Here is a 24506-nt window from a genome sequence, read left to right as displayed (position 1 = left end):
CGGTCAGGCCTGGACGGATCCGTTGCGCTGCTGGAAGCGCTGCTCGAATTCGACGGCATAGACCGAGGGCGCCACCGATGACGAAGACTGTTCCAGCACACCGTCATCGGCGACATAGAAGATCGCGCGGCCGATCGAGATCTCACCGGGTGCGGTCGGCACGTACACCATCCAGCCGACGCTGATCCGGTCCGCGCGCAAATTCTCCAGCGGATAGCCGGTGGTGTCCATGTCCTGGTCCAGGATGAACTGCCGGACCTGGGCGATCGCGGTCTCTTGGGAGATCGGCTCCGGCAGGGTGATCGTCGCACCGGCCAGGGTGAGCTGATAGAGGGCGCTGTCGATATCGAAGGTGCCGTCGTCGCCGAAGACCTCGACGAGCGTATCGCGGGTGACCACGCCGATTTCCGCGGCCGACACCAGATTGGCCACCGCGGCCCGCTGCCCATCGGTCGGCTCGTCGGCGACCAACCCCGCGACCACACCGGCCACCGTTTCGGAGGTCCAGATGCCGGGCACCGCCTCGCTGAGCCGATCCGCGGTCGGCGAGTGGCCGCGATACCAGCGGCCACCCTCCCACCAGTAGCAGAACGTCAGCAACCCGCTGGCCGCACGAGGATTCAGCACCGGATTCGCGATCCACCCCGGTGCGCCCGCATACAGCCGCGGCAGCGGTGCCCCGTTGTTGTAGACGGCGTCGAGTTCCGGCGCATTCCACACGCCGCCGGACAGCACGGCCCGACCGCCGGGCAAGGCGTACAGCGTGGACCCGCTGCGTTTCGCCCCTTCGAACCAGCCGAGGGCGGGCAGCACCCGCGGCCCCCACTGCGATCCGGCCGCCACGAACGCGGCCGCGATGACCGCCCACCGAGCCGACATCACCGGGAAGGCCGGAAAATCTCGTTCGGACAGCACCGGCCGCACGCCCGCTTCCCGATCGGCCCGGGCCTGGGCGGCCGCGATCATCGCGGGTCGCGATTGTCGATCGCCATGGCCGAGATAGGCCGCCAGCCACACCGGCAACGCATGCCGCGGATACGCCTGCAGGTCAGCGAGATAGACCTCGGGCGGGAACAGGTGATCGTCCGGGAACGGCTCGTCACCGTAGTCGTAGTCGACCTCGATTTCACCGGTGCTCGCCAAGGTGATCAACAGCCGCCACCATGGGCCGTCGCTGAACTGGGCCGACAGGTGCCGCTGCTCGCGCACCAACCCGACCACGTCATCGGCGGGTTGCACCCGCGCCTCGCGCTGTTCGTCATCGGCGAAGGTCACCAGCGCCGATTCGGCGGTCGTGGACATGGCGAAGACGGCCTCGAGACGACGCCAGCCCGACGGGCCGCCCGCGGCGAGTGCGCGGGCGATTCGGTGGATGAGTTGTTTGGCCTGTTCCGCGACATCGAGGGGTGGTTGCTGGTCGAGGGTGAAGCCGATGTCGGGGGCGTCGTCGTCCTCGGCCTCAGCGGGATCGCCAGGGTGCTCGGCCGGATCGCCATCGTTGGCTTCGAAGGCCTTCATGAACTCGGCCATGAACTGCGCGTCGCCGGACGCGTCGGGTACGGCCGCGCCGGACCGCTCGTGCTGCGGAGTCGGCTCCTCGTTCGCCTGGTTGTCGGAGGCATCACCGTCAGGTCTGGTCACGTCGCCGCAATCTCCCTCATCCGCGCACCGCGCCACCGACCGGTGGGCGAGCAAGCGCTCTGTGCCGAGCTGTTACCGCTCCTATCCTGGCACAGCGATTCGGCGCGCATTCCACGAAAACCGACGGCTTAACCGATCCTGAAGGTACTGGGCGCACGACGTCAGCGGGTGAAGATCTGGGTGCGGCGGGCCGGGGCGGCGCAGACGTCGGCGATCAGCCGGCCGAGGTCGAGTTCCGGTGGTAGCGATCGGTATCGCAGCTGGCAGACGACCTCGCCGGAGGCAGTCACGGTGAACAGTGTCTGCCGCTGCTCGATCGGCTCCCATTCGATGGCGACGAGCGGGGCATCGAGATTGATCGTGTAATCACCGACACGCAGCGCGAGTCCGGCGACATCGCGATAGAACACCACGGGCACCTCACCCAAATCGCCGTACACCCCACCCTGCGGACCGATCCCGCCGCCGATCGCCCGCAGCGCACCGGTCGCCGGATCGAAATTCGCCGGGACACCGAACCCGGAAAACGGCTGCACGAAAAGACTTGCACCGTCGCCTTTTTGGACACCACGACGTCGAGAGACGTTGGTGGTCGGCTGATTTCGATCGGCCGGTGGTGCGGCAGGTGGCGGGGGCATCATCGGCGGGGTTGTCGACGGGTGCTGGGTCGCAGTTGGTGAGGTTTGCGTCGAATCCGGCCATCCGGGAGACAGCGGTGCAGCAAGCTGGCCGGGTGGCGACGGAGGTGTGGTCGCGCCGGGTGGGTTCCACGGATCTGGAGGCACCGGGTGGCCAGGCACTGCCGGTGGCATCTCTTGATTGCCTGGTGGAATCGCCGACGGAGGTACGGCGGTGCCGGGCGGGTTCGACGGAGGCCCTGAGAGTGACGGTGGCGATTGGTCTGTGGGTGGAACCCCCGACGGAGGTGTGCCCGCGCCGGGTGGGTTCGGCGGCTCCGGGTGCCCAGGTGCTGACGGCGGCATGGGCTGGTCGGCAGGCGGAACCGCCGACGGAGGGATAGCCGTCCCAGGATTCCACGGATCCGGAAACACCGGGCGCACAGGCGCGAACGGCTTTGGCGTCTGCGGCAGGTGGGCCGGGTCGTGCGGAGACGGTGGTGTCGACGGGTCGTGCGGCGGGAACGTCGGTGGGTCCGGCGTGACCGGCGGTGTTGGGTAGGTCGGCTGGACCGGGGGCGTGGGCAGGTGCGGCAACTCCGGCAGCGTCGGCGAAATGGAGGGCACTGGCGGAACCGGGGGCACCGGCGGATGCGGAACCTCCGGAGGCGACGGCAGCACCGGAGGCGACGGCGGATACGGAACCTCCGGAGGCGACGGCAGCACCGGAGGCGACGGCGGATACGGAACCTCCGGAGGCGACGGCAGCACCGGAGGCGACGGCGGATACGGCGGTATCGGCGGATGCGGAACCTCCGGCGGCACCGGCGGAACCGGAGGCACAGGAGGGACGGGCGGCCTAGGCGGAACCGGAGGCGTCGGTGGCACAGGAGGTTTCGGCGGCACGGGCGGCTTCGGCGGAAGCGGAGGCTTGGGCGGAACCGGCTTCGGCGGGATCGGAGGCACCGGCGGCGGCTTCGGCGGGACAGGCTTCGGTGGCACCGGCGGCTTCGGTGGATGTGGGGGTTTCGGCGGCTTGGGCGGATGTGGCGGCTTCGGGGGGTGCGGCGGCTGAGGTTCCGGCGGATGGTTCGGCAACGGCCACGTCGGATCGAATGGGGATCGGGTCGGCGGATCGGGCAGCTCGTATTCGTCGTACTGCCTTGGCGGATGCGGGATATGGGAGCGCAGCATCGAGCCGGGCAACTGGGACCGCGGTTCCGAATCTACAGAACTCGTCCGCCCCTCCGGCGGAACAGAGGCCGAACCCGAACCCTCCGGCGGAACAGAACCCAAACCCCGCCCCTCCGGCGGAACAGAACCCGAGCCCGGCGTCTCCGGCGGATCGGACGGGCGGACCGGTGCGCCCCCCTCATCCGGCGGGCGGATCGGGGTGACGGTGATGACGCCCGATTCGTCCACCACGACATGGCGGTAGTCGACCTGAACGCCCTGATCTGCCAACTGACGGCGCACCTCGGCGGACATGACCTGCTCCGGCGCCGACGATGGCGACGCGACGAGCACCCGCCGCCCATCGGGCCCGATCCCGACGCCCTCGGCGACCATGTGGAACTGTTCCCCGGCCAGTACATCCCGGGCCGCGAGCACGGCAGCGCGCTGCCGGGCGACGGTCTCGTCGGTGACAGCCTCGATGTAGCGCCGCAGCTGGTCCTGGTACGCGCCGGCGGCGTCCCTGACCGCAGCGGCATCCCGTTCAGCCGCACGGAGATCGGCGAAGTACTGCACCATTTCGGCACTCGGAATGCCTTCGCGGTCCCGCAGCGCCGCGACCCGGGCCTCCGCCGCATCGACCAAATCGTTGACCCGAAGTTGTATTTCGTGCGCGCTCAACCCATCCGGGTTCAATCCGAGTCGCCGGGCCCCCTCGGCGATACCGGGTTCGGTGGCCTGTCGCGCGGCAGTGGTCTCGGCTATCCGAGCGGCCGAGCCGGGCAGCGCATTACGTAATTCCGGTGTGACCGGTTCGTGCGTCCACGACGGCCCGTCCTGCGGCCAACCCCGTGAGCCCGGTGCACTGGGCTCCGGTTGCGCCGGACTCGGCGGCGCCTGCGGCGGATCTTGCGTTCCCCCATCGTCACCCGCCCCGAACACCGGTGGCCGGTGCTCTTCTTCAGGTGCATCGAGCGGCCGAACTCGCACGTCCCCCGGCTCGCCGCCGTTCTGTTCCGATGGCCGATCGGAGCTCTCGATCATCGAATCATCGCGCGCTACGCCAGAATCCATGACCGGCTCGTCAGCCTGCTGCGACTTATCTTGCCGCACAGGAGGTTCCGGCTCATCCAGCGCCTCGGAAGCATTCTCTTGACGACGCCCGTTCTCCCGCAACGCCTCGTCATGCAAGGCGTCGATCCGACGCTGTTCATCGAGCCCGGCCTCCTGCCGCGTCTCCTCGATGCGTTGCAATGGATCACTGGACTCGTCCGCGGGCCGCGGGGTCGGCGGATCCTGCACGCCGTCGCCGCTGGTCTCAGGGGTAATCGCCGAATCGGCCTGACGCGCGGACTCGTCGCGGTCGCCGCGAGGCGGCGTCGAATCATCATGTGCCGCTGCGGAATGCGCGATATCGACGGCGACCGCACGGCTCAGCTCTTCGTTCAGTCGGGTCAGTTCAGCATCGGCATCATCGAGGCGTTGCACCGCCGCTCGTTGTTCATCGGCCCGCTCCGGACTCGAATCGGACACCGCTTCATCCAGCGCGGCATGTGCCTCTTCACGCGCCACAAAAGCCTTCGCCCACTCGTCCGCGATACGTTCGATCTCGGCCTGCCGCGCTGCCGCATCGGGAACGCGTCCCGGCGCATCGCCTTCCGGGTGCAGTTCGGATTCCGCTCCGGACCGGTCGGATTCCGGAAGCTCGGTCCCACGCGGCGTTTCAGCCTCGGAGTTTGGGACGGGGCGACGCTCACCGCCACCGGAGCCCGGCGTATCCGGCGGAGGCGGAACACCAGGCGGAGGCGGCAGTTCCGGGCCGCCGCCCTCGGTGGGTGGCGACCAGGCCGGGTCCGGGGCAAGTATGTCCACCGCATAGGGGATGCCCGCGCGCCAGTCGGTGCGCGGCGGGCGGTTCGCGTCCCAGTGGAAGCCGAGGCCGATGGCGTGGGTGTTGGCGGCCCGCCAGGTGGCGCCGGGGTTGGCGCGCAGGAAATCCGACTCGGCGCGGGCGTCCTGGAGCAGTACGAGATCGGCGGGTAGCGGTTCGCCCGCCATCAGGCGGTGCCACGCCTCGGCGACATCGGCGAGGCGACCCATCGGGCGACGGACGTAGGCGCCGTTGGGATCGGTGTAGTCGCGCACCAGATGCTCGTCGACCATCAGGTGGTTCTTGATCTGCGCGATCTCGGCACGGGTGAAATCCGGCACGTCGTGGCGCATGTGCTGAGCCAGAATTGCGGCGATGGCATCAGGGTCGGCACCGGCGTGCAGCAGTTCCCGAACGTCATTGATGGTGTCGCGCACCGCGACCGGGTCGTCGACGACGAAGCGATCGGCGACATCGGCTGCGACGCGGTCGATTCCGTCCTGGATCCGCCGCAGTTGCGCATCGATATCCCGCGTCGGATCGATGCCTCGGTCCGACGTGACCAGCCGATCCTGTACGGCTCCGATCACCTCGCGCGCCGCGGCCGCCTGCTGGGCCCGCCGATGGGCATCGAGTCCATCGACGATCCGGTCGACATCGCTGTCATCGGCGAGGAACCGGTCGTATTCGGCATCGGCCCAATCTTGTACGCGACGCCAGTTGGCAGCGTCTCGATCCCATTCGTGTTGCAGCCCTTCGGAAATCTCCACCCGGTCGGCGGGGTTTCCGTGTTCAGCCGGGTCCCACGATCGGTGCATCGGCTGAATATTGCGCTCCGGCCCCGCGAACCAGTCGTAGTTGCGGAACACGGTGCCGAACGGCGGAATCTTCTGCAGCCACGGGCGGGCCCGCACCCACTCGCCGATCTCCGGATGACGCTGGATCCAAGCTTTCACCGCGGGATGCTGCGGGGTCTGCGCGGCCATCAGGATGAGTCGGGTGATGTTGTAAGCGTCACCGCCCCAATGCTGTTCGAATACGCCCATCCCCGGCGGCACCCCGGAAGTGTCGTAGCGCGACGGCGCCTGCGGCATATGCACCGGCAGCGTGCTCTCCGGAACCTCGCCCGGCGGGACGTGATCGGTCGGCAAGGTGATGTCGTTGACGACATCCTCCATCGCCCAGCCGCTGACCCCGTCCGGCGGATCCTTCGGGGTGAACTTCTTCGGCACGGTCCCGCCGTCTCGATTGCCCACCCAGTCCGGTCGGGTCGGATCGACATGGTGCACAACACCTTCGGCGTCGATCCAGGACGTCATGTCGATGCGCCTGCCGTTGTGCCAGCCGGTGCTCAGGCGGCGGATCTGCGGCGGCGGCAGGTGCACCGTGCGGGTATTGCCCTCGCGATCGGCCAGCACCTGGCGGTATTCGACACGGGTCTCGGGGCGCACCATCGCCTGCGCCACCGCGGGGTCACGGCGCAGCGCATCGGCCAGTGCCCGATCATGATCCGCGCGCGGCGACGCGGGGTCGCTACGCGGACCGAATACGAGGATGCGCGGGCGCTCCCCCTCCACGATGCCGACCCGGTCGGTCACCATCCGGCCGCCCTCGGCCTCGACCTGCTGACGCCATACGCCTGCGGCCCCTGCCATTTCGTCCTGTAGGCGACCGATCCGGTTGTGCGCCTGGTTCACATCGTCGGCGGCGTCGGCCAGCGCGTCGATCTCGCGCATTCGTGCGCGGTGTTCGTCCTCGTAGAGTGTGGTTTCCGCAGCCTGATCGCGGAGTTCGGCGATGGTGTCCGGTAGCCGATCCGGTTGCAGCGCGGCCTCATCCGGGTGTCCCGATTCGTCGACGACGCCGAGACGGACGGCGAGATCGTCGCGCATACCGCGGCGGGGCTTGATCTGGCGCAGTTCCTCGGCGCGTTCACGCGCCATCCGGTCGATCTCGGCGGCACCTTCCTCCGAGGGTGGCCGGTGCCGTGCGACGCCTTGGTCCTCGAGTTCGGACAGCCGCTGGTCGATCCGGCGGATCTGGTCGTCGAGGGATTCGAAATCCTCGGTCGCCGCGATCAGTTTGCGCAGCGCCGCCTCGCGACGCCCCTGCTCTTCCCCTTCGACCGGACTGCGTACCTGGCGGTTCGCCTCTTCGAGGCCGCCCTCGACCTCGACGACATCGGTACGCGCGCGAGTGTGCAACCCCTGGATCGCCTCGTCTCGCGAATCCGGATCCCGGCGCACCCATTCGGTCGAATCGTCCAGCCCCATATTGGCCGCGCGCTCATTCGCCTTGGCCCGCACGAACTCCCGCTCGCGCACCAGATCCTGACGCTCCTGCAACAACCGGTCGTACTCGTCGACCAACCCGATCCGCGCCGCGAGCTCACCTACCTCGGCATCCACCCGCACGAACTCCGGTGCGAGCCGAGCGAGTTCACCGATGACGGCCCGATCCGCATCCGAAATCAAACGCCTACCAGCGAATTCGGCAAGTGTCGCCCGAATCCGCCGCGGCGCCCAAGCATCCGGATCCTCCTGCGCAGGCAACCGATCCGCCAGTTCCCGCACCTGAGCCGCAAGCGCATCCCGCCGCGCAACCGCATCAGCATGCGCCCGCACAGCCTCGTCATGCTCGTTCCGACTTGCCGCCTCCGGCTCGATCGGATCGGTTGCCAGCGGGGCATTTGGTTCAGCTGCTACCGGCTCGTTTTGGCCGGAGGGTGGGGGTTCGTCTGGGTCGGATGATGGCGGGGTGGGGGGTTCGGTGGGGGGCTTCTTGGAGCCGCCACCGGCTTCGGGCACCGGTTCGGCATCGGAGTGCGGTGTCGCTGTTTCTGGACGGGCGCCGGGTGCCGGCTCGGTGGGACGGGGCGGGATGGGCTGCGGCTCGGGGGAATCCGGTGTGTGTTGCGATACCGGCTCGTCATCGGTGCGCGGGTTCGCCGCATGGTCGCCGGGGGCCGGCTGGTCTGGGTGGGCCGGGGCGGGTGCAAGTGGCTGTTGCGAATTGTGTTGGTGCTGTTCGACATCGGAGCCGACCGGCCACAGTTCGACGGGGACCGGGAGCGCTCGGTTGACGTACTTGACCGCGCTGGACGCCCCTGCTCGGGCTTCCTCGACCAGGAGGCGGTAGAGGACCTGGGCGGGTTCGGAGGCGTTGTCGCCGTAGCGCTCGACCTCGCGGAAGGCGTCGGAGAGGGCTTCGCCGGGGTCCAGGTTGTCGCCGTCGAAGCTGTAGCGGGTGAGTTGGTCGACCCAGGCGCGGAAATCGGCCTGGGTGGGGTCGGGTCGGGTGGCGAGGTAGTGGTCGCGCAGCGCGTCCAGCGCTCGCTGCTGGGCGCGGCCCTGCCCGGCGTAATCCAGCACGTGGCCGAGTTCGTGCACCATCACGCCGTACACGGGGCGGTCCGGGCCGATGATCCGCGTTCCGTCGCGGCTGGTCTTCGACTCCAGCGTGTCCCGGTCGTGGCCCCACGACTGCCCACGCGCGGATTCCTCGAGGAAGATGATCGACGGGGTCACCTGCCGGAGGCGTTCGGCCAGTGGAGCATCCGCCCCGACGCGGGGACTGGTGCTGGTGTAGGCGACACCGCCCTCAGGGTGACTCGAGTCTCTGGGTTCGATACGGATGCCCGCGAGCTTCATCTCCGGATGCTTGGTCAGCATCTCGTCGACGGCGCGTGCGATTTCGCGCACCACCTCCGGATCGATGCCCTTGCGCCGGAAACCCTCCACCTCGATCGAATGCCGCCGCGCAAGAATCTTGGCCACCTGTCGGGGACTGCGCTTGGACCATTCGTCGGCGATCGGGCGCGACTCCGCCTGCAGTGGATGTTCCGGCGCATCGGGCGGCGACTTCTCCGCTCCCCCCGCCATATTCGGATCGCGCGGCCGCGGACCGTCCCCTTCGTCGGACACCGGAATCGGCTTCGCACCGGATGCCGGGCTGTCGGACGGGTCGTGCGGCGAGCCCGATGGCGGTGCCGCGGACTCGGGTCCGTCCTCTTCCGACCCCTCGTCCGACTGCCGAAGTTCCGCGAGCCGACGCCCCACCTCATCGAGGTGATCCATCAACTCCGCATGCTTGGCTTCACCTTCCGGCACAGCATCTTCACGCGGTTCCGGTTCGCCGGGGCCTTCCTCCAGCCGACGGGCCAACTCGTCGAGGTGATCCATCACCTCCTGATGCTCGGCCTCGCTCTCCTCGTCGCGCCGCCGGAACCCTTCCTCGGCGGCCGCGGATTCGCGTCGCAGCCCCTCGTCGATCCGGGAGCGCGGATCGGTCGAATTGCTCGGCGGCACCTCCTCGCCGCGCATCCGGGCGACCCACTCGTCGAGCTCCGCGTGCATCCGCGCATTCCACTCGTCCTGTTCGGCGTCCATGCGCCGCTTCCACTCCGACCGAGTATCCGGCCGTTCGGACGAATCCGGTTGCGACGCAGGGGCTTCGCTGGCTGGGGTACGGGGCGCACCGTCGTCGGGTCCACCCGGCTTCGGCGGTTGTCCGGCTACGGGATCGGCATCACCCGGGGGCCGAGGCGTAGCGGATCCATCATCGTGCGGGTCACCGAGCTTCGGCGATCCACCGGCCTCATACTCGGAACCACTTGGCGGAGGGGGCGTGGTGGTGGGCACGCCGTCATCCGACCCACCGAGTTGCGGCGCTCCGCCGAATCCATCCGACATCAGCGGCGCACCAGCGGACCCACCATCATCCGACCCACCCGACTCCGGCGGCCCACCGGTCCTGGGCTCGGACCCACCCGGCGTCAACTCCGCAGGCGCCGATGAGTACTCGTCGTACAGCGCGGCCAGCGCCCGGATCTGCTCGGCCCGTGCGCGGATCTCGGCACGGATGCGGCCGATCTCCGCGGTCAGTTCGGCGGGATTCAGGCCCTCGTGCTTTTCGATCTTCCCATCGCGATACGCCTCGTAGACCTTGCGGAAGGTCGCGTCGTCCGCACCCGCGATGTCGACACCGACCAGCCGGGCCCAATCGCGACTGGGCTCGGGCCGACCGTGCCGGTTGGAGCTCTCCTGGCCCGGCGGGTAGTTCCCGTCGCGGCCGGGATGCTCGGCGAGTACCCGTCCGAGATCGAGCGGGTTTCCGGATTGCATTGCCTCGGCGATGATTTCGCGCAACGCCCGCACCGCGCCCAGCTCGTGGATCGGCGGTTCGCCCGCGGCCCGCGGATCAGCACTGAGATCACCGCGCGGCACATCGGAGTACGGATCGATATCGATCAGCGCCCGCAGGTATTCGGTGAGCGCACCGGCCACCTGATCGTGCTTACCGTCGCCTTCGAGCCCGGCGATCACCTTGCGCAATTTCGCCGGATCCAAGCCGTTCGCGTCCAATGAGCGAATGATCTGACCGTCGTCGGCCACCTTGACCTTCGGCGGCTGCAGCGGCTCGGAGTTCTCCAGTCCGAGGCGGGTCGCCAATCGATCGCGGGCGGCATTGACCGCGTCGAGATCGACCTCGCGCAGCGCCTTGGCATAGTCGGCCAGATCCTTGAATTGCTGCTCGCGCCGGGCATTTCGCCACGACTCATCGGTGAGCGCCTCGGCCGTGCGCTCCGGTGTCAGCTCCGCCTCGGGGATGTCGAGCCGGTGCGCGAGTTGGCCGCGCGCATCGCCGATATCGTTGAAGTTCGAGATCTGATCCATCGTGCGCGCGAAGTCGGCCAGCGCCTCGACCTGACCGGCACGCAGCGCATTGGCCAGCTGCAACTCCGCGATCGTCTGCGCCACCCGATCCGGATGCAGCGCCTCCGGCCCGAGCCCGAGTTCCCTTGCCACATCGACGAGTTCGCGAACGACCTCGAGTCGAGTGCGCGGCGGCGCGGCGGCATCCGCGGACTCGTGGACGGTCGGCGCGTCGACCGGGGCCTGAACCGCACGCCAGTGACCGTCGTTATCGCGCACCATCGTCACGACCAGTTCCCGGCCGTCGATGGTCTCCCGGTGGTGATACACCTCGGGCGTTTCGACCGGGTCGAGATGGATCTGTCCAAGGCGGTCCTCGCGAGCGGCCCGGTAGTCCAGTTCGACCTCGCCGCGGTTGAGCGCTTCGGCCAGCGCTGGATCATCGGCGAGGGCCCTGGCCAGCGCGTCCGCCCGGTTCAGCGGCCCGTCGATGACCACCAGCCGGTCCGGCCCGCCATCACCGACGGGGACCCGGGCGACCTGGTCGCCGTGGACCTCGCCGACGGGTTCCTGCGGTTCGGCGTGCAGATGCGGTTCGGCGGCCGCGGCGAATTCGGCGACCCGGGCGACACGCGCGTCGTGCTCGGCCCACAATCGGCGCAGCGTGGCATCCAGGTTCCGGGTGTTCACATCGTTGAGGTCGAGGCCGAACATCTGCGCCCAGGTCGATACCTCGTCGCGCAGTTGATCGCGGCGCAACGCGTGCTCGAAGAACACCCGCGGACCCTGGTCGCGGCCCAACTCTTGGCCGGACCCGATATCGCCCCACTCGCGCAGCGGGTCGGAACCATTGCCGACCGGGGTGTAGTTCTGCAGGCCGGGGTGGCCGTCGAAGGCGCTGATCAGCTCCTTGAGGAAGCGTCCCATCGGGTTGTCGTCGAAGATGCTGACCCGGTCGGCCAGCGGCACCGGACGGCCCTCGGCGTCTTGGACGCCCCAGCGTGTCGTCGGCTCATGGCCCGCCTCGTCGTCCTCGTCGAAGTAGTACTCGTCGTCCTCATCGAGCCGAGCACGGGCGTCGGGATCCTCGAGTTCGCCGGCCGGTGACCTGCGGCCGTCCAGTTCGGGCCCCGACCCGGCCAGATCGTCCGGGACGTAGGGACGGTTGACCTCCTCGTTGAATCGATCGGAAGCCTCGGCGAGTCCGGCGATCGCGGCCGCCTCGCGCATGGCCCGGAATTCCTGCTCCGCGAGCACCCGGTGGATGGTCTCCGGGCTCTCATCGGGCAGATCGAAGCCGAGCCGATGCGCCGCATCGGTCACCGACTCGTCGTGCGGCGGCGGACCGTCGAGTTCGGCGCCCGGATCCGGTTGTGCGGGTGGCGGTTCCGCTTCGAGGGCGCTGGCCTCGCCATAGGAGATCAGGCCGAAGTTCTCCAGGTCGTCGATGATGCGCTGCCGCTGTTGCGGGTCGGCGACGGCGAGGGCCTCCTCGAGCACCGCCTTCGCCTCCTCCGGCGCGATCGCCTCGACCTCGAGCAGTTCAGTGACGGTCTGCCGCACCAGATCCGGGTCGGCATCGCTCACCCAGAACCGGTATTCCTCGCCATCGGGCGTGCGCGGCACCACGAAATCGCCTGCCACATCACGGATTCGCCCGGAGAGCTTGTTCAGGATCGGGAGATGCTCGCGGTTGCGCCACGCCGTCCAGCCCTCCTTCGCGATTCGGGCCATGTTGAGGGCTTCACCCGAACTCTCCGGCGCGGGACGGGCGACGACCTCGTGCGCCGATGTCTGCGGCGGATGCGGTGTCGGCTGGGTGGGATGGTGTTCGAACAGCTCCGGCGCATGCTCGACAGCGTCTTTCAGCGCGGTCTGGCCCTTGCGGTCCTCGCCCGATCCCGACGGATACTTGGGGTAATCGCCGACGTAGCCGCGCACCCGCAGCTTCTCCCGAATGCGTTCCCAGGCCCGCCGCAACGGCGACTTCCGCTGCGCCGCTGCGGAATCCGCGGGGCGAGCGGGTGGGCCGCCTTTTTCGGGTGCTTCGACGCGCCAATGGTTTTCGCCTTCTGGGGTCAGCCGCAGCGATACCTCGTCGCCGTTAGCGTCGATGACGACCCGGCGCGGTCCGTCCGGATCACCGGCTCCGTTGTCGGAGTCGGCGTTCCGTGCCGGATCGTCCGGGGATCCGACGGGAACCGGCGGCTCGGACGGCGGCTTCTTCCCGCCGCCACCGGCCTCAGCGACGGGGCGATGCTCGACTTCCGCACCTGGCCGCCGCTCGATCTGCGCACCAGGCCGCGCCTGCTCCTCGCCCGATCGAGTCGAATCCCGCTGCGCCGCTTCGCTATCGATGCGCAGCACCCGCGTCTCGCCCTGCGCTCCGATCCGCAACTCGCGCACGACGGTGCCGGGCGCTGCCCGCAATTCGGCCAGTCGCGGATGCTCGGCAGCGGCGGCGTCCAGCACCCGGACCGGATCGCCATCGCCCCAGCCGATCACGAATATCCGCGCGGGTTCGCCGGGCACCACACCGACTCGATCGGTCACCGGAATCGCATCCGCGCGCAGCAGCACAGCGCGTTGCAGTGCCACCGCCATCGCCTCATCGAGCCGCGCGACGCGCGCCTCGGCCGCCGCGATCCGCTCAGGATCCCCTGCGGCCCTTGCCTCGTCGCGTTCGCGTACGGCCGCCGCGTTCTCGGCCGCCAGCCGATCCAGCACGTCCTGGCGGCGCTGCTCGGCCTCCCGGTGCTGCGCACCCTCGTCCGGATGCGCGGGCGGGAACTCCGGCGCGTCGAACGAATCATCCGCCGAGCGTGGCCGATCGATCGGCCGACTCCCGGAATCGCCCTGGTCCGAGCGGGAACCGAACGGCAGCCGGTCGGTGATCCTGCGTAGCAGGCCCTTCGGGGCGTGTTCGTTCAGGTCCGCCGAACCGTCGAGCAGGATCTTGCTGATCCGGTCCGCCAGCCGCGCCGAATCGGTATCCGACATGCCATGGAACTGTCTGCCGAGCACATCGGCGTCGCGGCCGTCCCCGCCCGGCGGTGCGACCCGCCAACCGCCGTTACCGTCGGATTGCAGCGTGATCGGGAAACCCCACGTGCGTGTGTTGACCGCGACCTGGGTGAACTGCGGCCAGTTCCGGGCCCGAACCTCGCCGGTCGTGTCGGCGGCGACCGGCATCGGAATCTGACGAGTCATGAGTCGGCGAGCCACCTCGGCGGGATGCGACTCCGTCATCGACGGGTCGGCCTCGGCCATGGCATAGCCACGGGCAATGAAGTCGGGCCGCAATCGGCCCTCGAGTGCCGGCGACGCGTTCTCGCGGGTGTTGAACGCATCCGGGCCGAGTTGGCGAACCCAGGCGTCGAAGCCGAGAGCGGTCTGCCCCGCGGCGCGGAAACGCAGATAGTGCGCCAGCATCTCGGCCGCCGCCTCGAACTCGCTCGGGCGACGATACGGCCCCTCGGCCACCTGGTCCGGGATCGACCTGACCTCGTGCAGACCGTCGGATCCCGGACCTACCTGCAGATATTCGATCCGCTGCGTCCCGTCCCACAGCACTGTGGCGTACTCCGGTCGCGCCGCCGCCAGCTCACGCAGCGCATCGATGTGCTGTCCCTCCGGTGCGACGACCACCAGCCGTCCACGCCCCACCGGTTTGTCGCCGGGGAACTCGGCGACCCGATCGGTCAGGCGCGTGCCACCGGGATCCTCGGTGAGTTCGTGATCGAGGGCGCGACGCACCAGGTCGGCGGCCTCGTTATCGGTGAGCTGCCGCGTCGGCGCATCCGTGTCGGCGGGCCGCCCGGCCTCGGGAGTCGACGCGTCGGTGTCCCACGGCCGATAGGTGTCGACGTTGTCGTCGGCATGACGCGCGACATCGAAAGCGACCTCGGCCTCGTCCAGTCCGGTCTTGTCGAGGTACTTGCGCAGTGCCTCACGCCCGGCTTCGTAACCCGCTCGCTCCGGCCGGATCGCCGTCGAATCCGTCGAGCGCGCCGCAGCACGCTCGGCCCGCTGGTAGGCCCGGTCGTAGGCGTCGGCATATGCGCGTTCGGCGGGACCGACCGGGACGAATCGGCCCGAATCACGCAGCAGGCGAAGAGATTCGATCTCGGCGGCGTACTGACGGGCCCGCTGGTCCCGAATGGCCTCCGAGTCGGTGCGCCGCGCTGGTGGGGCTTCGCCGTGCTCGGGGGTGATCCCGTGCGCACTGTCCCACTGCGCGCGATAGAACGCGGCGAGGTCACCGCCGTCGACGCGCGGACCCAACTCGAGCAGCCGGTTGCGCACCTCGCGGGCGGCGGCCTGGTGGGCAGCGGCATTGATCATGGTGTCCGTGAGCGCGCGGTTAGCGCGGTAGGCCCGCTCACCTTGTTGCTGCGCCTGTTCGAATGCGTCCTTGTAGACCTCTGACAACGGCGTCTTCGGGGCCGGGGAGGATTCGGCGCCGAATTGGCGCCATCGATCGAATTCGAAGGCTCTGGCGTGGGCCATGGCCTCCCGGTCCAGCATCACATCGACGTACTCGTCGCGACCGAGGGTGAACCGCTCGAGCGCACCGTGCGGCGCGCCGAGTTGTTCGGCCAGGTAGGCCGCTCGGATCGCCGCCGCGGCGTGCTGCACGGGCGTCTCTTCCAGGCCGAGCAGCACGGTGTTCGTGGCCGGGTCGTAGCCTGCGTCGCGGTGCGGCGTGCCATCGGAATCCACGTCGAGACCGAAACGGATCTGGACCTCGTGGCGCGCAAGGACTTCCGCGGCCCATTGTCCGAGGTCGTTGCCGCGCAGGACGCGCTCCAACCTGCCCAGTGCCGCCTGCGTGACATCGGCCATCGACTCATCGAGATGCGTTGGCGCCCCGGCAGGTTCGTCCGGTGGGCGCGGTGCGACCACGCCCTCGGCGGCCGCCCGACGGACTGCCGCGGGGCCGTCCTCGACCCAGGCGGCACGCAGATCGACCGATTCCCGGCGCACCCGCACAGCCCCGGAATCGTCGACGCTCACCCGCAGCCGTTCCGCGACGGCCTCGCCATAGCGGACCGCGCGGTGCAGATCGCTACCGCGATCGCCCGCCGCTCGCGATATCGCGCCGTGATCGCCGCGCGCGTCGACCACGAGCACCCGTAGCGGCTCGCCCGGCAGGACCGCCACCCGGTCGTGCAACCAGTTACCGTCGCCCGCACGGACTTCCGCGTCGAGGACATCGCGACCGACGCGTGCGGCGATCTCGTCGACGAGCCGGTTGCGCTGCGCCTCGACCTGGGCGTGCCGCCGCGTCGCTTCCGAGAGTGCGCGAAGTTGATCGGTGCGGCTCGTATCAGCGCCGTAGCGGCGGATCTTGTTCTCCGCCACCGCCTCTCGACCACGCTCCAGGAGATCGCGATCGGCTCTGCTGGTATCGGGGTCGAAGGAACCCAGCCGTCGAACGGCACGCTCCCAATCGCTTTCGGCCGCACGCAGTTCCCTGGTGAGCGCGGCGTGTTCGCGGACCAGACGCCGCAGTTCCCGTGCTTGCGCCGGCGCGGACGGCTCGTGCTCCGGGATGCCATCCGGATGCTGGTGGGCATCCCAGGTGCCGCTGTGGATGTCGCGCAGGCTCGCGCCATCGCTCGGATACATCGGCGAGTCGAACATCTCGCCCGACAACAGGGCCTCGATACCCGCTTCGCGGCCGATTCGGCGCAGTTCTTCGGTCCCCAGCGCCGGATCCGCGGACCGCACGGCGGCGGCGTAGGCATCCAGGTACTGCGTATGCAGCTCCCGGGTGTATGCCGAATCCGCGAGATCGTGTATCGGCGTCGACTCCGGATACCCGGCCGCGCGTAGCTCGCGGCCGAATTCGGCCTGCCTGCCGAGTGCCTCGGCCTCCGTACGCAGCTGTGCCGCAACGTAGTCGGAGCGGTCGGTGGCGCGGATCCCGGCGGGATCCACCGGCACCCGACCCGAAAGCACGGCGTCGGCGAGCACGGCGGCGCGCACCAGCGCCTCGGCCTGTTCGCGCTGGCCGCGATCGTGGGTGTCGACGGAGACATCCATGGTCCGGCCATTGAATGTATCCCGGGCGCCGGACTCGCTCGCCGCACCGAATCGCACACCCGCGCCTGCCGCACGTAGCGTGTCCGCCGCCTCTCGGCCTACATCGGTGCGCCCCAATACTTCCCACACCGGGCCGCCGGTCAGATCGCGGGGTCGAGACTGCCAGGCGCCGGTCGGCTCATTCGCCGCGGGCCCGAACTCCGGCGAGTCCGAGTTGTCGCCCGGCGTTGCTGGCCGCTGCACCGATTCGGGGGTTTCCGGCCTGCTGAAGTGCGCGACGACCTTCTCGTATTCGCCCGGTCGGCCGCGCATGGCATCGTGATCGAAGGTGACCTCGGTGAAACCGAGTTCGACGGCCAGCTTGCCGGTAAAGGTGTCGCGCGCCGCCTCTTCCGGGGTGAGGTACAGATCCTGCATACCGGCGTTGAAGGTGTCGAGGTTGTCCCGGACCCGGTCGTCGGCATTCCATTCGGCGCGGATCTCGGTCACCCGATGGCCGAGCACCCGCATCATGTCCCGGAACATCTCGCGCCCGGTCGGGGTGCCGTCGCCGACCCGGACCGTCGCGCGCAGGACGCCGTCGGCATCGACTCGGCCGTGGATGCCGTGCTGATTGTCGCCCCCGTACCGGTTGGTGTAGGCGTTCGGGCGGTCGTCGATATCCGCCTCGTGCCTGCTCGGCTCCTCCGGGCGCAGCGCGATATCGTCCGCACCGTGCACAGGCCGCAGCTCACTTGCGTGCGCGCGAATTTCGGCGAGCCGGGACATGACGGTGTCGTGCCACGCGGCGCGACCATGCTGCTCGAACTCCGGTCGCAGCGCGGCGACGCGTTCGGTGATCGCGTCGACGACCGCACGCGGCAGGTGGTGGTCGATGAACTCGACGGTGTCGCCATTGCGGCGCAGGAAATGTTCGGCGAACGGGCTCAACGCATCTCGTGCGGCCGCACTCTCTTCGAAACCGCGACTGTGATCGATGCCGAGCACCTCACGCTGCGGGCCGATCATCCAACCCTGCGCATCGCGGTCGGGGATCCGGATCAGCGTGTCCAGCAGACCGAGCGCACGGCCGGCGACCGTATCGGCATAGCCGAGTTCGTGCACATCGACGAACTGCGGATGCCGTTCGGCCGCAACGTGTCCCGCGATCTTCTCCATATAGACGACATTGGCTTTGGCATGGAACACCTCGGGCACATTCGCGCCGATGGTGCGGCCGAGCAGCGAGGCCAGCCGTTCGGCGACGGCGTGGCGCGGATTCATGACGGTCTTGCGGATCAGCTCGGTGCCATTGTTGAAGCGGACCAGCTCGACCTTCCTGGCCGAATCGACCGTGCTGCCCCGGCTGAGCACCGTGACCGAGCGCTCGCCGGAATCGATTGCGGCTCTGACGATATCGTCGAACGAGCGGATGCCGTGCGCGTCATCCCAAGCATTGCCGTAGAACTCGGCATGGGTTTCGGCTGAGTGCTCGAGACGATGGGCGGTCACCTCGGGCCGGATCGCGTCGAGACCTGCCTGGTTGGCGATCCGATCCAGTTCGGCGGCGGGGGTTTCCGGATGCTCGTCGTGTGCGTGGGCGCGGGCCGCGTCGTAGGCGTCGGTGTAGGTACGCTCGAGTGGGGTCTCCGCGAGATCATGTCCGGCCGCTCGGAGTTGCTTTGCCGCAATGATTTCCAAGGCATGTGCCCTGGTTTCCTCATCGAGCATCCGCGCGACGTAGTCCTCGCGCGGCAGCCGCATACGCTCGTGCGCACCACCCGGCGTCTCGCGGACATGGGCCAATTCGACATGGATGGCACCGTGTACGAGCGCGGCCATCTGAGCCGCGTCGGAGGCGCCGACGTCCAGCGCGAGGACGCGACGGCTCGGGTAGTAGCGGTCGTCGGCGCCGGATTCGTGCACGATCTCGACGTCATGCCGGGTGAGCACCTCATCGGCCCAGCGGCCGATTTCGGTGTCCACCAACTGTTCTCGGATGCGCGCGATGCGCTCTCGCGCGGCCTCGCCTGCGCGGTCGAGCGGGGTGAGGTCGGCGGCGCGGTCGAATTGGCGCGGTGCGGGCTCGTCGATCGCCTCGACCTGGATGCGGCCGATCTGGTCGGTATCGACATTCAGATGCTCGCGGACGATATCCGGTCGCACCAGCAGGTCGCGAATCTCGGGGGTGAGCCGTGCCTCGGCCAGCACCCGCAGGTGATCATCGGTACCGGAGGCGATGATCAGTCGATCGGACTCGCCGGGGATATGGACGATGTGCTCGTTGAGCATGCGGGCATCCGGGTGCTCGCGCAGGTGCTCGCCGAGTACCTCCGCGAAGGCCGTCGAGGCCAGTTGGTCGGCGCGGTGGTCATAGGTCGCCTGGGCGTGCTGGCGTTGATCCGCGAGATCGGCGAGCCTGCGCAGCTCGTGCGCTTCCGTGCGCAGTTGCGCTCGACGCTGTCGCGGAACATCCGGTCCGGCAAGCTCGTTCGTGATCCGCTGCAGCCGGTCGGTGATCTGTCGCTGCATCGGTTCGCGGGCGAGCGTCGGATCGAAGTCGAGGGCCGCGGCCCGTCTGGTCACCTCCTCCGAGATCTCCCCCAGATGCCGCAGCGCCGCTTCGCGTTCGATGGCCGCGGCTCGCATTTCCGCGATCTGCTCCGGCGAATCGAGTTCGTGCATGCGCGTGAGTGATGCCCCTTCGGGCACGGCCATATGCGCCCGGTCCCAGACGCTGCCGTAGAAGTCGGTGTAATTCTTGCCATTTCCCCACTCGTGGGCGGCGAGTTGCTGACGCAGGGCGTCGACGCCGACCTCGTGTGCGGCCTGCCGGATCTCGGCTGGGCGCAACGTCGAGTCGGTCGCCGCCAGTTCGGCCGCGGCACGATCGCGGGCGTCGGTATAGGTCTGCTCGAGCGGATGTACCTTGATGTCGTGGCCGAGATCCCGGAATTCCTGGGCCAATTGGAATCGTCGCCCGGTGGCGGCCGCTTCCTCGTCGACCATGGTCCGGACATATTCCTCGCGCGACATCGACCGGACGTCGCCGGTGCGGCCCTCGACAAAGCGTTCGGCGTGCAAGGATTCATGCGCCAGCGTGAGCGCCTGCTGCACATGGTCGTTACCGGAGGTGTAGGCGATCGCGGTCAGCTCGCGACGTCGGAACGCACCGACCCGGCCGTCCTCGGCACCCGACTCGTATCTGTCGCGCACGGGACCGTTGTCGAACCCGGCCATGATCTCGCGTCCGGTCTCGGTCTGCCGCAGCAGATCCCGGACCTGATCGGGTTGTGCGTCCAGTGACCGACCGATGCGCACCGCCGGATCAGTCGAGTGCTGGCCGCCCGGCTCGGCGCCGAGGGGATGCAGCGGATTTCCCGCGGCATCGAACGTAATCGCATACGTGCCACGGACTTCGCGCGGCACCGTCGGCGGAAACCCCTCGACCCGCCCCGCACCCGGATCGCGCACCACGATGCCGCCGCTCTCGTGCACGAGTACGTACGCATGCGCGCCGACCTGATAATTATCAACCGGAGCGTTGTATTCGTCGACGACCAATGCCGAGGACCCCTCCGGCATGGACAGCAACAGCCGCGCGATCTCCCCATGACCGTCATACCCCCGCAGTTGCCCACCCGCGGCATCCTGTACCTCCGCGGCCGTCATACCGTCCAGACCGATCACCCGCTCCGGCAACCTGATCGACGAACTCCCGGTAAGCGCTTTGATCAGCCGCAGCGACAACTCGGCACAGCGACCACGATTCCGCTCCGGAATCCGCAGCGGGGCATCATCCCTCCTCTGCCGGTGCGCAGCATCCGCGCTCTCGCGTGCGGCGTTCCTATCGGCGGACACTTCGCCTGTGCGATGCGCCGATTCGGGCCCAGCAATGGGCACGAAAGCCACTGCGGGATCGATGGATTCGGCACGATCACGGGCCGCCGCACGACGGGCTTCGATCTCTTCGGATCGCCTCGACTGCCCCGGGCCCGCACTGTCCGCGCGATGCGTCTCGGACGACTCAGCGGCATCGGCCCCCTCGGTCCGATGCGCCGGTCCGTGCTCGCCCGCAGTCGAATCCGTCGCACGCTGTTCACCAGAGGACTCGGGACGTCCTGGCCCTTCACCGTCGACGCGAACGGAACCGTCATCATCCGGGCGCGCCACGGTATCGCCCTCAGGCCGCACAACACTGTCCCCGTCGACTCGACGGCCACCGTCACCCTCGGCCCGCACTGCACGCTCGCCATCCGACCGCACCGGACTCTCGCCATCCGACCGCACAACGCTCTCACCCTCGGGACGGACACCCCGCTCACCATCCGAGCGCACCAGACTCTCGCCCTCAGAACGCACGGCCCCTTCCCTCTCGGCACGGAGTGCACGCTCGCCGCCGAAACGCACCCGGCTCTCGCCCTCATGGCCCACTGCGCCCTCACCCCCGGGACGCACCGCCCGCTCACCATCCACGCGCACCGGACTCTCCCCCTCATGGCGCACGGCACTGTCATTGTCGGGCCGCCCCACACCCTCGCCTCCGGGCCGCACACCCCGCTCACCATCCGAGCGCACCGGACTCTCCCCCTCAGAGCGCACAGCGCCCTCACTCTCAGGGCGGAGACCACGCTCGCTGTCGGGGCGCACAGCACCATCAGGCCGCACCGGGCCCGCATCATCACGGCGAACAGCATTGTCGTTCTCAGGCCGACCGACACTCTCGCCATCGGGACGCACACCCCGCTCACCGTCCGGACGCACCGGACTCTCGTCCTGAGGGCGCACCGCGCCTTCACTTTCGGGGTGCACGGCGCCGTCGGCCTCGGGGCGAAGGACACGCTCGCTGTCGGGCCGCACTGGGGCCGCGCCGTCGGAACGTACGGCGGGCTCGCCCTCCGCACGCGTCGAGCTCTCGCCTTCGGGGCGGACTGCGCTCTCACGGTCTCGGCGCGGGGCACCCTCGCCATCGGGACGCCCTGCGTCCGCACCGTCGGAACGTACGGGAGGCTGGCCCTTCGTTCGCATCGGGCTCTCGCCTTCGGGGCGGAGTGCGCTCTCACCGTCTGGGCGCAGGGCACCTTCATCATCGGAACGCACGCGCGGATCGGTGTCAGGGTGATCCCCGGTTTCAGTGTCCGTACGGGTAGTGGCGCTGGTGTCGGCGTGTGTCTCGGGGCGGATCGGGGCGGCTTCGGCTCGTGGGGCGGCGATGGGTTCGGCGCCGATCAAATGCGGGGCGGATTCCGCTGCGCCCGCGCGACTTTCGGTTGATGCGCGGCTTGCGTCGGCGCGGGCTTCGGAACTGTCTCCGATGGTCGGACGGAATCGGTCAGCGCCGGTGCGGCTGTCGGTGGCGGCGCGGCTGTCGGTGGCGGCGCGGCTGTCGGTGGCGGCGCGTGCGTCCGTGCTGGACGTTGGCGTCGAACGTGGTTCCCCGGTGCGCGATTCGGGGCTCGACTGCGGACGCGCAGGTTCGCCGCGTTGTGCGTCGGCGCTGGATGGCTGTGGGCGGATCTCGGCGGCACTCGTGCGAGGTGTGGATGTCGGTGCGCCGCTGCGGGCGTCGGCGCTGGAGTGAGCCGGAGAGGTTCCGGTGTGGGGTGGGACGGCACCGGTCTGGGCGGGGCTCGATGCTGCGGCGGCGCCCGGAACGGCCGAATTGTTGCTGGAGACGTGCGATCCGTCGGCTGTCGCGGTGGGGTGCGCACCGGCGGGAGGCAGTTCGGCCCGCGTTCCAGCATCGGCCCGAGCCGGCCCGGACTGATTCGTTTCCGACGACGCCGTTCCGGTGTGGTCGACGGAGGCCGCACGCTCGCCCGAACCGCCATTCGGCTCATCGGCCGTCGAATTCGTCGGCACCGCAGTGTGATCCGATTCGCCCGCAGACCGAACGACACCATCTGCCGACGCGTGACCATTCGTGGTCCCATCGCCTGCGTTCTGTGCGTGCACCGAACCGCCATCGCCTGCACGCGCCGCCGAACCATCGTCACCTACACGCGTAGCCGAACCATCATCACCCACACGCGCAGCCGAACCATCATCACCAGCACGCACAGCCGAACCATCATCACCAGCACGCACAGCCAAACCATCATCACCAGCACGCACAGCCAAACCATCATCACCAGCACGCACCGCCGAACCATCATCCCCAGCACGCACCGCCGAACCATCATCGGCGGCCCCCGCCTTCGACACACCGTCGGCGGCCCCATGCGCATGCGCCGAATCATCGCCCGCACCATGACTATTCGCCCCGTCGACACCGGCCGTCCCCGAACCGTCATCAGACACATGCGCGGTCGAACCATCCCCGGCCGCACCATCCGCTGTGCCGTCACCGGCGCGACCGTTGGCCGACTCCCCTGTATGGCCCGCGTTCGGCGCACCTTCACCGACCCGGCCGGTCCCTGACCCATCACCCGCATGCGCACCGTTGGTGCCGCCGTCACCGGCACCGACCGGATCCGCATCGGGACGAAATCCGATGCGGGTCAAGCTATCCGGGTCCACCGGCGAGCCGGTCGGCCGATACCACTCCGGATGTCGGCTCTGATAGAACTGCTCGGCCAACGCCCGGTTCGCGCCGGACATCGCGCCGTTCGTCGCACCCGCCGTCAGCATGCGCAGGTCGAACTCGGTCTTCTTCAGACCGTCGACGGCCTTATCCCAGCCGCCCTGTTCACCACCCTTGGCCCAGGTGATGCCGAACTGGGTGGCCACACTGCCGCCGAACCCGGCGAGCGCGCCCACCGTGCCCGCGGTCGTGCCGGTGATCAGCCCGCGCAACCAGGCCCTCATCTCGGCCTCGGCCAGTTTCTTGCCGAGCCGTTCCCCCAGCGGGCTGGCGACGCCCGCGCCCGCCGCCGAACTGACCGCGGTGATGGCGACCTGCTCCCAGTTGACCTCCTTGCGATGCCCCGAACTCACTTGGTACTGCTGAATGCCCCAGTCCTGGACCGTGCCGAGTGCGGTATCGATGGCGATATGGCGGATCAGGAAATTCGCCAGTCGCCGCCCGAGGAATTTGGCGACGATATCGACGATCTTGTCCATGATCCGCTTGGCGATAATCCGAATCGCCACCCGAGTGCCCGCGATCGCCAAGGCCTCTTCGGCGGGCGCGGTCGGCGGAAAGATCCATGCGATCGCGATCTCGGCCGCGAGCAATGCCAGCGAGGTGATCAGCATCAACTGGCCGTATTCGATCTCGGTACCGACCCCGGTCGCCGATTCGGCCAGCTTCTCGAAGTCCTTGGCCAGATTCTCGAGTGACTGCGGTCCTTCGATATAGCTGTCGAAGTTCTCCAGGATCTTCTCGATACCGTCGCCGTCCTGATACGCCTTCAGTGACGCCGTTTTCGCGTCCCTGATATCGGGCAGGATGTCTCGCAGGCCGGCCGCGGCCGCACGCCAGTCATCGGCCACGCCCCACATGCCATCCGGATCGCCCGCCGGCCAGTCCGAGCCGGCGACCCATTCCAACCATTTGAGATATCCGGGCAGCTCAGCCATCCG

General features: G+C 68.9%; 2 protein-coding genes. Both read right to left on the bottom strand.

Translation table 11 applies throughout. From position 1 onward, the window contains the following. Window positions 1-3: 3 nt before the first annotated feature. On the bottom strand, window positions 4-1641 hold the full coding sequence (locus OG874_RS40245) for a hypothetical protein (protein WP_330252260.1): 1638 nt from the start codon (window positions 1639-1641) through the stop codon (window positions 4-6). A 161-nt stretch (window positions 1642-1802) separates the two neighbouring features. Continuing rightward, window positions 1803-24503 (bottom strand): WXG100-like domain-containing protein, encoded by a 22701-nt coding sequence (locus OG874_RS40240; RefSeq protein WP_330252259.1) that lies wholly within the window; start codon window positions 24501-24503, stop codon window positions 1803-1805. Between the last annotated feature and the right edge of the window lie 3 nt (window positions 24504-24506).

It is taken from the genome of Nocardia sp. NBC_00565 (genome assembly GCF_036345915.1).
GTDB lineage: Bacteria > Actinomycetota > Actinomycetes > Mycobacteriales > Mycobacteriaceae > Nocardia.
Note: the sequence above shows the minus strand (reverse complement) of the source record. Positions and strands in the feature narration are given on the sequence as shown.